The sequence below is a fragment of the Pseudomonas coronafaciens pv. oryzae str. 1_6 genome (assembly GCF_000156995.2).
Lineage (GTDB): Bacteria > Pseudomonadota > Gammaproteobacteria > Pseudomonadales > Pseudomonadaceae > Aquipseudomonas > Aquipseudomonas tremae.
Map to the genome: position 1 here is coordinate 1,150,984 of NZ_CP046035.1, position 11,746 is coordinate 1,162,729.

Consider the following 11,746-nt stretch of genomic DNA (forward strand, 5'->3'; position numbering starts at 1 on the left):
GTATATCGGGTTATATCGATATATGGACTGCATGCCTGCAAGCGGCGTACGCTTGCTGCCATGAACTATCTGGCACATCTTCATCTCGGCGGGTATCGTCCCGCCCAATTGCTTGGCAGCCTGTATGGCGATTTCGTCAAAGGTCCGCTGCCGGGGCGCTTTCCGGCGGAGCTTGAAGCCGCCATCCGTCTGCACCGGAGTATCGATGCCTTCACCGACAGCCACCCGCTGATCAAGGCCTCCATTGCCCGGTTTCCGGCACAGCGACGGCGCTACGCGGGCATCATGCTCGATGTTTTTTTTGATCACTGTCTGGCGCGCGACTGGCATCTGTATGCCGATCTACCGCTGGATGTGTTCACCCGAAAGGTCTACGGCACGCTGGCTGCCGAGTCGCAACTGCCCGAGCGCCTGGCGCTGATTGCACCGCGCATGGCAGCGCAGGACTGGTTGGGTTCTTATCGACAGTTCGAGGTGCTGGAGCAGGTGCTGCGGGGCATATCCAGCCGTTTGTCACGACCAGAAGGGCTGGCAGGCGGCATGCACGAACTGCAGGCGCTCTACCAGCCTTTGAGTGATGACTTCGCCGAGTTTTACCCGCAGTTGCAGGATTTCGCTCAGGCCGCTCTGGCCGGGCGAGAGACCGCTTCGCCCGACTGAGCAGGCTCGCCGATCTCGGGTTCACCAAACAATGCCACTTGCACAGCCTGCTGAGCCTTGAAGGCCAAGGCCGCACGCTCCTGATCCGCAGTCTGGATCGGCGTCAGCAAATGTATGTGCACGTCGCTTTGCTCGTTGGCGAACAGTCGGCGCAAATGTGACAGCAAGTCATCATCGCCAATGAACGGAGCAATCGGGTCAGGCTTGCCGTCGCGCGAATAACCAATGGCTACCGGCTGAATCGGCACACCCGCGTCGATGGCGCTGGACAGCAGACGCCCGTGGAAGGTACGCAAGCCCTTGCCGTCAGTGGTGGTGCCTTCCGGGAAGATCAGCAGCGCGTTGCCTTGTTGCAGATGACTGCACATTTGCTTCTGGATCAGACGGCTGTCGCCCGAGCCACGACGGATGAACAGCGTACCGGCCTTCAAGGCCAGCCAGCCGGCCACTGGCCAGGTCCGCACTTCGGCCTTGGACAGGAACGACAGTGGCGCGAGCATCCCCAGCAGTGCAATGTCGGTCCATGACACATGGTTGCTCACCCACAGCATCGGCTGCTTTGGCAGCTCGCCGGTGACGGTCACCCGAAACGGCAGCGCGTTACTCAGGCGGGCCATGAACCAGCGGCTCCAGCGCTGCCTGCGCTCCATCGTACTGCCGACTTTAATGCGTTCCAGAATCGCGAATGCTCCGGCAATCGTCAGGCCGAGCGCCACTACCATCAGCACTCTGGCTACGCGGGCATAGCCGCGCACCCTGCTCATCACACGGCCGCCTTGAAGTGGCGCGCGTAGCGAGGGCACAGGTCATCGCGCTTGAGCAGGATGAACACGTCTGCTACCTGGAAATCCTCGTCCCAGCAAGGCTCGCCACAGATCTTGGCACCGAGGCGCATGTAGGCCTTGAGCAGCGGCGGCATTTCGCAGATGACGTTGTTGGGGATGTCGAGAGTCGGCAGCGGGTTCTTCGGCTCGGCGCGCAGATGTTCGTTGCACAGATAGCGTTCGCGCAGGCGCTGCATGATCGCGTGGGCCTGAATCCCGCCGTCCTGCATCGGGATACTCGCGCAACCCATCAGGTAGCTGTAGCCGCCCTCATTGAGTACTTCGGCCAGTTCACTCCACAGCACGGCAATGGTGCCACCGTTGCGGTACGCCGGGTCGACACAGGTGCGGCCCAGTTCCAGAATCGGACCCTGCAGATGAGCCAGGCCGTGCAGGCTGAATTCTTCTTCACTGTAAAAGCTGCCCAAGGTACTGGCGGCTTTGTGGTCAAGCAGCCGCGTTGTGGCTACAAGACGCCCGGAGTTCAAGTCGCGAACCCCGATGTGTGAGCAGTGAATATCGTAATCATCGATATCCAGCCCTTGTTCAGCGCCATTGAGGCGGGCGTTGAACTCTTCGCTGAACACACTGAAACGCAACGCCTGTGCTTCCTGCAAGGCGCGCGTTCCAATCAGGCGCTCGGCCTGAAGACGACGTTCAGAAGTGTTGTCACGAATGCGGGCGATCTGGGTCATACGAATCTCCATGAGCCAGCCTTGCAGAGTTGGCTGGTTGACTGATTTGTCCAGGCGCTTTGCCGTAACTGCAGGCTAGGGAGATGGCGTGTCATGCCTGTGACGCTTTGGTGATGGTTGTGTGACGGAGGTCGTGAAGCCTTTTCATGAGCATTTGAGAGGAGCAATACGCGCGTGCAAACGCCGCAGAACGATAGGTCTCCGAAGGCACGCCCATCGTGTCCATGCTCCAGCGAGGGCATGCATTTCTGGACGCTCTTGAAGGTGAAGAACGATCCATCAGCATCAGCTGACTGTCATGAAGCCCTGATACAGTTCGCGGATAACCATTTTGGGAACCTGCCATGCCTCTTGGAACTGTCCGCCTGAGTCTGTTTCTGCTCCTGTGTCTCGGCACCCAGAGCGTCATTGCTGAAACATGGCCTGCAGAGCAGTGGTCTTCCCGAGCCGTATCCCCGGCCCCGGCAATCGAAGCGCTCGACACCTACGCGTTCCCGCCCCGTGACGACGAGGCCCGCAAGGGCATCCGCACCGATGCGCTCCTGGTTATCCGCGACGGGGAAGTGGTGTACGAACACTATGCTGGTGTCACCACTGAACAGACCCCGCACCTGACCTGGTCGATCAGCAAAAGCATCATGGCTACCGTATTGGGCGTGGCGTTTACAGACGGGCGCTTTCAGTTGAATGATCCGGTCGCGAAGTTCTACGCACCGTTCGAGAAACATCCCGACATCACCATCAAGCACATGATGAATTGGGCCTCTGGTCTGGATTGGCAGGAGGACTACGAATACGCTCCGCTCAACTCTTCTGTAGTCGCCATGCTCTATACCCGAGGGCGTGACGATATGGCGCATTTCACAGCCGATCACCCGGCAGCCAGGCCACCGGGCAAGGCGTACCTTTATTCCAGCGGCGACAGCAACGTTCTGGCTGCTGCATTGAAAACCATGGTCGGGCAACCCGCGTACGCGGACTACCCGTGGACAGCGCTTTTCGACCCGCTCGGTATCCACAGCGCCGTTTGGGAAACCGATGGCAGCGGGACATTTGTAGGGTCGTCCTATGCCTACATGACTGCTCGCGATCTGGCGCGTATCGGCCTGCTGATGCAACGCGGTGGCGAATGGCAGGGTCGGCAGTTACTCAATAAGGAATGGCTCGGTTTTGTCCTGACGCCGTTTGCGGGCGAGCAAGTGGACGCCAGCGTTGAAGTCCCGGGCGGTCAGTGGTGGCTCAACCGCACCCTGGATGGAGGCAAAGGCCCGTGGCCGGACGCGCCGCCTGACACGTTCGCGGCCCTTGGACATTGGGGGCAGGCGTTGTATGTAATCCCCAGCCAAAAGCTGGTGATCGTGCGCTATGCCGATGACCGCGACGGCACTTACAACCACGATCAAATGCTCAAGCTTCTGCTTGCGGCATTCGGCAAGGAGACTGGCCAATGAGCAGTCGTCGACTCTTCATTCTGCTTCGCCCGTTCAGCAGCCTGCTGATTCTGATCATTGCCACGCTCGCAGTACTTGCCTGGCAGTACCGCGTGAACCTGCAAGCATTTCCGACCATCATCAGTGCCTACACTGCCAAGGAATATTGCTCGTGCCGGTATGTGATGAACAACCCGGAAGCCTACTGCCGGGCGTACGTCAAACAGTACGTGCCCAGCACCCTGACTGACGACGCCGGCCAAAAGCGGGTGGTGGCCAGTGGTCTCGGACGCACCAGCAGTGCAGCCTGGCAGGGTGAACGACAGGGCTGTCGTCTGCAACCACCCGCGCTGTAGAGATTCCGGCGAACATAGCAGTTTGCCGGAGGTCTGACAGGCGGTAAGGTAGCCCTCAAATGCACCTCCGGAGTCTGCATGTTCAACATAAATCGCCTGCTGCTGGTCACGCTGGCCGCAGTGGCGTTACCTGCCCAGGCGAACTGGTATCTGGATAACGAGTCATCGCGACTGTCTTTCACCTCGACCAAAAATGCTGACATTGCCGAAGTGCATCGCTTTCTGGTGCTGCATGGCAAGGTCGACAACAACGGGCTAGCCGAAGTAGGGATCGAGACGGATTCAGTCAGCACCGGCATTCCGTTGCGCGACGAGCGCCTTCGCGAACAAGTGTTTCAGGTGCGCAAGTTTCCTGCTGCGCAAATCACCGCTCAGCTCGACATGCGGCCCATCAATGACCTGGCGCCTGGCGCGCAACTCGAACTGCGCTTGCCGCTGTCTGTCAGCCTGCGGGGCAAAACCCACACTTACAACGCCGAGTTGCTGGCGACACGGCTTGATGAGCGCCGCTTTCAGGTGGTGACGCTGGAACCTTTGGTGGTTCATGCTCAGGACTTCGATCTGGTGCCGGACTTCACTGCTTTGCGTGACGCTGCGGGATTGTCTGCGATCAGCCTGTCAGTACCTGTAGGCGCTGTACTGATCTTCACAGCGCGCTGATATGGCCAGCACGATATTTCCGTGGCGTGAAGACAACCAGTTTCAATTGCTGATCGACGGCCCTGCGTTCTTTCCGCGCATGATTGCGGCCATCGACCGCGCCGAGCAGCAGGTTGACCTGGAGTTGTACCTGGTCGAAGCCGGTGCCTGCGCCGATGCCATTGTGCGGGCACTGGTAGATGCGGGCAGACGCGGAGTCATCGTGCGCTGCCTGTTCGATGATTTCGGCTCAAAAGCTTTCGATGCGGGCCTGCGTCAGCAACTGATCAATGCCGGTGTCATCCTGCGCTTCTACAACCCGATTCACTGGCGGCGTGGTGTGCGTAACTTCTACCGCGACCATCGCAAGATACTGGTGGTGGATAAAACCCTGGCGGTAGTCGGCGGTACTGGTGTGACCGACGAATTCTGGGAGCCGGACAAAGACGTCAGCCAGTGGCACGAGGTCATGGTGGAGATCACCGGACCGCTGGTGCTCGACTGGCAGGCGCTGTTCGACCGGCAGTTCCACGCCAATGCACGACGCTTTGCCTGGCGCCCGAAGCAGAATTTTGGTCTGACGCACTTGCCGAAAGTCCCGACGTCCGGCACAGGGTTGGGCCGCGTCGCGTATGCCGATTCCCGTCAACACCGCGACATTGTGCAATCGCTGGTCCGCAGCCTGCACAGCGGGCAGAAGCGTATCTGGCTGGCTACGCCGTATTTCTTGCCCTCCTGGAAAGTCCGTCGTGCGTTGCGCAGCGCAGCCGCGCGTGGCATCGATGTACGTCTGTTGCTGACAGGGCCGCGCACCGATCACCCGTCCGTGCGCTACGCCGGTCACCGCTATTACCCGCGCTTGCTGCGTGCCGGTGTGAAGGTCTTCGAATACCAGCCGTGCTTCCTGCACCTGAAAATGGTGCTGATCGATGACTGGGTAAGCCTCGGTTCATGCAACTTCGATCACTGGAACCTGTACTTCAACCTGGAGGCCAACCTCGAAGCCCTGGACCCGGGATTGACCCGTGACGTAGTCGCCAGCTTCGAAAAAGACTTCGCCCTGAGCACTGAAATCACGCTGGAAGACTGGAAAGCCAGACCACTGTGGCGGCGCGTCAAACAGCGTTTGTGGGGCTGGATTGACCGGCTGGTGGTGAACTTGCTGGACCATCGGAATTGAAGTGTACGCGGGGCTGACGATGGCCCTGCGTTGGCATGGTGGTTATGCGAAGCGGCCCAGCGAGCGGTATACCAAAAGCAGACCGGCCAAACCTGATCGATAACTCGGTGACCATCGATGAAGTTTGGGGGCTGTATAGCCGAATACAAGAGACCGGAACATTGACTGAAGCTTTCTTCAGTTGAAATAGATGCATCCTTCTACTGTTTCCTAAAATGCATTGTCTTAAGGTTTTTTAGCATGTTTTCGTTGCCTTTCTATCAGCGTGGGTACATTATTTTTATCAAGGCAGCCCCCAGAATATAGCGCCCCGATTATAAATCTTGCGGTAAAAAAGGACTGAAGGTGGATAGCGAAAGGAAAAATGCTTCAGAGCAGGAAAGTCTCAATCTTAAATTAAACTATAAGTTTTTCTTCTGGTTGCTGTTCTCGGTTGTGGTTTTGAAGTTCACGTTGTTCGATTATCTGGATAGCCCTTCCGGGGCAGACGAACTGCTGATGAAACGCGAGCTGCCGCAGGGCGACTGGCTTTACATCAGCCGCTACCTGGCACCCGCGACAGATCTGAACACCTTGCGTTTTTACATAAGCAAACGTCTGGAAGGCAACGACTCGGACGTGTTGAAGCAGTTGAATGAAACTCATCTTTTCCTGCTGACGGACAGCGACCCTGGTGACGTAAAGATTTCCGACACACCCAACGGTGTGGGCGTAGAGGTAACGGGCGCTGTCTATGATTATTTCAGTAAGCAATACATTACCGAAGGCGAGACGTTACGAAGCTACCGGATCACATTGACTCAGCATGATGTGTCTCAGCCTTTTTAGGTAGTGCTCAGAACAAGATATAGCAGGATGCTTGCGCTTATCATCATTTTTATTTCAAGTTTGCGTAGCAGCTCCCGCCTGTTAATCGGGGTTGAAAGGTCTCTGGTTAGTGTGGGGTATGTATTGCAGGCTGGTGCTTGGCGGTAAGTAACGGCAACTGTGAGAGTGTGTCATAAAATAGGGTCAAGTAGACCGAGCTGGGTGCGGGGGAGTGCGAGTTATTGATAGCCCGGTAATCATTGGCAGCAGGGAAGGAAAACTGGCGGCATTGCCAGTTTTCCTTCCTTGTAATGCGAAGCCTTACTGCACTTCCACCGCCAGACTGTCGCTGATCTTCTTCTGCCAGATCTGTGGGCCGGTGATGTGTACGGATTCACCGGTACTGTCGACCGCCACGGTGACCGGCATGTCTTTGACCTCGAACTCGTAGATCGCTTCCATGCCCAGTTCGGCAAAGGCCACGACTCGGGATTTCTTGATCGCCTGGGCGACCAGATACGCAGCGCCGCCGACAGCCATCAGGTAAACGGCCTTGTGGTCACGGATCGCTTCGATAGCGGTAGGGCCACGTTCGGATTTGCCGATCATGCCCAGCAGGCCGGTCTGGTCGAGGATCTGACGGGTGAACTTGTCCATCCGCGTGGCTGTGGTCGGGCCGGCGGGGCCGACCACTTCTTCGCGCACCGGATCAACCGGGCCGACGTAGTAGATAAAGCGACCCTTCAGGTCAACCGGCAGGGTTTCGCCCCTGTTGAGCATTTCGACCATGCGCTTGTGCGCAGCGTCGCGGCCAGTCAGCATCTTGCCGTTGAGCAGCACGGTTTCGCCCGGTTTCCAGCTTTGCACGTCTTCCGGGGTCAGGGTGTCGAGGTTGACGCGACGGGCCGAAGGGCCGGCTTCCCAAACGATTTCCGGGTAGGCGTCCAGCGATGGCGCTTCCAGCGAGGCAGGGCCGGTGCCGTCGAGCACGAAGTGAGCATGACGGGTGGCGGCGCAGTTGGGGATCATGCACACCGGCAGTGAAGCGGCGTGGGTCGGGTAATCCATGATCTTGACGTCGAGCACGGTGGTCAGACCGCCAAGGCCCTGAGCACCGATGCCCAACTGGTTGACCTTCTCGAACAGCTCCAGGCGCATCTCTTCGATACGGCTTTGCGGGCCGCGTGCCTTCAGTTCATGAATGTCGATGGACTCCATCAACACTTCCTTGGCCATGACCGCCGCTTTTTCAGCAGTGCCGCCGATGCCGATGCCGAGCATGCCGGGTGGGCACCAGCCCGCACCCATGGTCGGTACGGTCTTCAGTACCCAGTCGACGATTGAGTCGGATGGGTTGAGCATCGCCATCTTCGATTTGTTTTCCGAGCCGCCGCCTTTTGCCGCTACGTCCACTTCGACGGTATTACCCGGAACGATGGAGTAGTGAATGACGGCGGGGGTGTTGTCCTTGGTGTTCTTGCGAGCGCCTGCCGGGTCGGCGAGGATCGAAGCGCGCAGCACGTTTTCAGGCAGGTTGTAGGCGCGACGCACACCTTCGTTGATCATGTCGTCCAGGCCCATGGTGGCGCCGTCCCAGCGTACGTCCATGCCGACGCGCACGAAAACGGTGACGATGCCGGTGTCCTGGCAAATCGGGCGATGACCGGTCGCGCACATGCGCGAGTTGATCAGGATCTGGGCGATGGAGTCGCGAGCGGCAGGCGACTCTTCGCGCAGATACGCCTCGTGCATGGCCTGAATGAAGTCCACGGGGTGGTAATAGGAAATGAACTGCAGTGCGTCTGCAACGCTCTGAATCAGGTCGTCTTGCTTGATCACGGTCATGCGGCGCGCTCCTCTGTTATGACGGGAACATTCAATTACGCTATCGGCAGCAGTCTGGAACTGCGGCTTGAACCAGAGCTGCAGGGTTGGCCGTAGCGGGCGCAAAAAGGCGCGGCAGTATAACCCGCCGTGAAGAGCAGGCTGTACAATCGCTGTTATTTTCTGCACGGGTCGCCTGAATGCCTCAATTGCATGTTGGAGAGCGTAGCTGGTCGGTCGCGTCGGCCAGCAATCTGCTTGATGACCTCAACCATGCCGGTGTCTCGGTGCCTTACAGTTGCCGTGCCGGCAGTTGCCATGCGTGTCTGGTGCGTTGTGTCAAAGGCGAGCCTGAGGACGCGCTTCCCGATGCCTTGCCTGCTGAAAAACGTCAACAGGGCTGGCGTCTTGCTTGCCAGTGCCGCGTGGTGGAGGACCTGTCAGTCGAAGTGTTCGACCCGCAAAGGGACGGTTTGCCTGCCAGAGTCTCAGGCTGCGACTGGCTTTGTCCGGCTGTGCTGCGTTTGCGTCTCGAACCCTTGCGCCCATTGCGTTACAGCGCCGGGCAACATCAGGTGCTGTGGACTGAAAGCGGTGTGGCGCGACCTTATTCGCTGGCCAGTATTCCGGGTGAAGATCCGTTTCTGGAGTTTCACATCGACTGCAGTCAGCCTGGCGCATTCCGCGATGCCGCCCGGCAGTTGCAGGCAGGTGATGAGCTGAGGCTGGGTGAGCTACGCGGCGGGGCACTGCGCTATGACCCTGACTGGCAGGACCAGCCCTTGCTGCTGCTGGCCGCCGGCACCGGCCTCGGACCGTTGTGGGGGGTGCTGCGCGAGGCGCTGCGTCAGGAGCATCAAGGCAGCATCCGCCTGATACACCTGGCTCGCGACAGTCAGGAACATTATCTGGCAAGTGAACTGCAGGCCCTGGCTGAGCGTTATCCACAGTTGCTTGTGCAACTGATTACAGCGCAGACGCTCCAGGCAACTCTGGCCGAGTTGCGACTGTTATCGCGGCATGCAATGGCGTTGGTGTGTGGCAGTGCTGAGAACGTGGAGATGTTCGCCAAACGTCTTTATCTGGCGGGACTGCCGCGTAATCAGTTATTGGCGGATGTGTTTTTAGCGCGGGACTGAAAGAGCGTCCGCATGATAATCATGAAAACTCACGCAGCTGACTCAAAGCAAAAGGCCCCGACTCTTGCGAGACGGGGCTTTGGCTTGCGGCGTTATACCGTCAGACCAACGGGTCGCCAACGTGCAGGATCTTCATGCCGTTGGTGCCACCGATGGTGTGGTAGCTGTCGCCCTTGGTCAGGATGACCCAGTCACCTTGCTCGACCAGACCACGCTTGAGCAGCTCATCGACTGCGGCCTGGCTGACCTGACCTGGCGGCAGGGCTGCCGGGTCGAATGGCACGGTGTAGACACCACGGAACATCGCCGCGCGTGCCTGAGTGCCACGGTGCGGAGAGAACGCGTAGATCGGCACCGAGGAGCGGATGCGCGACATGATCAGCGGGGTGTAGCCGCTTTCGGTCAGTGCGATGATCGCTTTCACGCCAGGGAAGTGGTTGGCGGTGTACATGGCGGCCAGCGCAATGCTTTCGTCACAACGTGTGAACGAGTGACCGATGCGGTGGCTGGAGGTCTTGCCGGTCGGGTGCTTTTCAGCGCCGACGCAGATGCGCGCCATGGCTTGCACCGCTTCGATCGGGTAGGAACCTGCAGCACTTTCGGCCGAGAGCATGACGGCGTCGGTGTAGTCGAGCACAGCGTTGGCCACGTCGGACACTTCGGCGCGGGTCGGCATGGGGCTGGAGATCATCGACTCCATCATCTGCGTCGCAACGATCACTGCCTTGTTATGGCGACGAGCGTGCAGAATGATGCGCTTCTGTACGCCCACCAGCTCGGCATCGCCGATTTCAACGCCCAGGTCGCCACGGGCAACCATGACGGCGTCGCTGGCGCGGATGAGAGCATCAAGCACTTCATCATTGGCGACGGCTTCAGCGCGTTCGATCTTGGCGACCAGCCAGGCTGTGCCACCGGATTCGTCACGCAACTGGCGAGCGTATTCCATGTCGGCAGCATCGCGCGGGAACGAAACGGCCAGGTAGTCCAGGTCCATTTCGGCAGCGAGCTTGATGTCCTGCTTGTCTTTTTCGGTAAGTGCCGGAGCCGTCAGGCCACCGCCGCGACGGTTGATACCTTTATGGTCGGACAGCGGACCGCCGATCAGCACCGTACAGTGCAGCTCGTTTGCGGTCTGGGTGTCGACGCGCATGACCACGCGACCGTCGTCGAGCAACAGCTCGTCGCCTACGCCGCAATCCTTGACCAGATCCGGGTAGTCGATACCCACGATTTGCTGGTTGCCACTGGTCAGCGGATGAGCTGTGGAGAAGGTGAACTTGTCACCCACCTTCAGCTCGATTCGCTTGTCGGTGAACTTCGCGATACGGATTTTGGGACCCTGCAGGTCGCCCAGCAGAGCGACGAAGCGCCCGTGCTTTGTGGCGATTTCGCGGATGAGCCTGGCGCGTGCCTTGTGCTCATCGGGAGTGCCGTGAGAGAAGTTCAGGCGAGCAACGTCCAGACCCGCGAGGATCAGTTGTTCGATGACTTCCGGCGAGTTGCTGGCAGGGCCAAGTGTGGCGACGATTTTGGTGCGGCGAACGGTCATGCACAAACTCCTTAATTGAAGCGCAGCGAGAGGCTACTCCTGTCTGGGTCTTTAGTCATTGTTCCTTTGCACTGAGATATTGCAGTCGAGGAGGGCAATCGGCGGACGACTGGCGCTCGATTCAGTTGAAGAAACAGGCTGTCAGGCCGATACAGGGCAGATAACAGGAGACTCCCATGCGTATTGTAACGATTGTTGTATTACTGGTTGCGCTTGGCGGTTGCACTCGCTGGGCAATGAACTCCAACCTGGACCACGCCTACCGTGCCTATCAGGAGGGCGATTGTGACCGGGTGATGCTCGACCTCTCCAAAGTGGAGCGGCAGAGCCGTTCGCGCCGCTATGTGCAGCCAGAAGTGTCGATGCTGCGTGGCCAGTGCCTGGAGCGGCAAAAATTGTATGTCGACGCAGCACAGACTTACCAGTTTCTGATGACCCAATACCCTGGGAGTGAGTATGCGTATCGTGCGCGAGCCAGACTCGACACGTTGGCGCAGGTAGGCCTTTACCCCAAGGCCCAACCCGCCAGACCTGTACCCGTGCCCGCACCTGCGCGAAACGTCTCAGTATCAAAGTAGTTACATTCATTTGGATGGGAGAGGCCGCTGCCGGGTGGATTTTGAAAATTTCTGAGCTAGTC

General features: G+C 58.8%; 12 protein-coding genes. 8 read left to right on the top strand and 4 right to left on the bottom strand.

The genetic code is table 11. The features are described 5' to 3' along the window. The first annotated feature begins 60 nt into the window (after positions 1-60). Complete coding sequence (locus POR16_RS05145) at positions 61-660, top strand: acyl carrier protein phosphodiesterase (RefSeq protein ID WP_005889096.1); 600 nt, start codon at positions 61-63, stop codon at positions 658-660. On the opposite strand, the gene POR16_RS05150 is transcribed toward POR16_RS05145, so the two are convergent. Next, a complete protein-coding gene (locus tag POR16_RS05150; RefSeq protein WP_005889098.1) occupies positions 618-1,424 on the bottom strand; it encodes a lysophospholipid acyltransferase family protein in 807 nt (268 codons plus the stop codon). The genes POR16_RS05145 and POR16_RS05150 overlap by 43 nt on opposite strands. Next, on the bottom strand, positions 1,424-2,179 hold the full coding sequence (olsB, locus tag POR16_RS05155) for an L-ornithine N(alpha)-acyltransferase (protein ID WP_005889100.1): 756 nt from the start codon (positions 2,177-2,179) through the stop codon (positions 1,424-1,426). The genes POR16_RS05150 and olsB overlap by 1 nt, the downstream gene beginning before the upstream one ends. Before the next feature lie 344 nt (positions 2,180-2,523). On the opposite strand from olsB, the gene POR16_RS05160 reads away from it, so the two are divergent. The 5 genes from POR16_RS05160 (at position 2,524) to POR16_RS05180 (ending at position 6,612) form a co-directional block, all read left to right on the top strand. Then, positions 2,524-3,630: a serine hydrolase domain-containing protein gene (locus tag POR16_RS05160; RefSeq protein WP_005889101.1), complete on the top strand. Its 1,107-nt coding sequence runs from the start codon at positions 2,524-2,526 to the stop codon at positions 3,628-3,630. Further along, positions 3,627-3,965, top strand: a complete 339-nt coding sequence (locus tag POR16_RS05165; protein ID WP_005889103.1) for a hypothetical protein — start codon at positions 3,627-3,629, stop codon at positions 3,963-3,965. Before POR16_RS05160 ends, POR16_RS05165 begins: the two co-directional genes overlap by 4 nt. Before the next feature lie 78 nt (positions 3,966-4,043). Continuing rightward, positions 4,044-4,625, top strand: coding sequence for a YceI family protein (locus POR16_RS05170; RefSeq protein WP_005889104.1), 582 nt, complete (start codon positions 4,044-4,046; stop codon positions 4,623-4,625). Between the two features lies 1 nt (position 4,626). Next, entirely contained in the window at positions 4,627-5,784 is a 1,158-nt protein-coding gene (locus POR16_RS05175; protein WP_005889106.1) for a phospholipase D-like domain-containing protein, read from the top strand. Between the two features lie 345 nt (positions 5,785-6,129). Next, positions 6,130-6,612 carry a hypothetical protein gene (locus POR16_RS05180; protein ID WP_005889107.1) on the top strand — a complete coding sequence of 161 codons (483 nt, stop codon included), beginning with the start codon at positions 6,130-6,132 and terminating at the stop codon, positions 6,610-6,612. Positions 6,613-6,912: 300 nt separating this feature from the next. Here POR16_RS05180 and POR16_RS05185 read toward each other — a convergent pair whose 3' ends face one another. Then, on the bottom strand, positions 6,913-8,436 hold the full coding sequence (locus tag POR16_RS05185; RefSeq protein ID WP_024691514.1) for a fumarate hydratase: 1,524 nt from the start codon (positions 8,434-8,436) through the stop codon (positions 6,913-6,915). 179 nt (positions 8,437-8,615) lie between these two features. Between POR16_RS05185 and POR16_RS05190 the strand changes: the two genes are divergently transcribed. Further along, the gene (locus tag POR16_RS05190) at positions 8,616-9,554 is read left to right on the top strand and encodes an iron-sulfur-binding ferredoxin reductase (RefSeq protein WP_005889110.1); all 939 of its coding nucleotides are present in this window, start codon (positions 8,616-8,618) and stop codon (positions 9,552-9,554) included. 100 nt (positions 9,555-9,654) lie between these two features. Here POR16_RS05190 and pyk read toward each other — a convergent pair whose 3' ends face one another. Further along, positions 9,655-11,106, bottom strand: a complete 1,452-nt coding sequence (pyk, locus tag POR16_RS05195) for a pyruvate kinase (RefSeq protein WP_005889111.1) — start codon at positions 11,104-11,106, stop codon at positions 9,655-9,657. A gap of 176 nt (positions 11,107-11,282) precedes the next feature. Here pyk and POR16_RS05200 point away from each other — a divergent pair, with 176 nt between their 5' ends. Next, positions 11,283-11,684 carry a tetratricopeptide repeat protein gene (locus POR16_RS05200; RefSeq protein WP_005889112.1) on the top strand — a complete coding sequence of 134 codons (402 nt, stop codon included), beginning with the start codon at positions 11,283-11,285 and terminating at the stop codon, positions 11,682-11,684. Positions 11,685-11,746 lie beyond the last annotated feature (62 nt).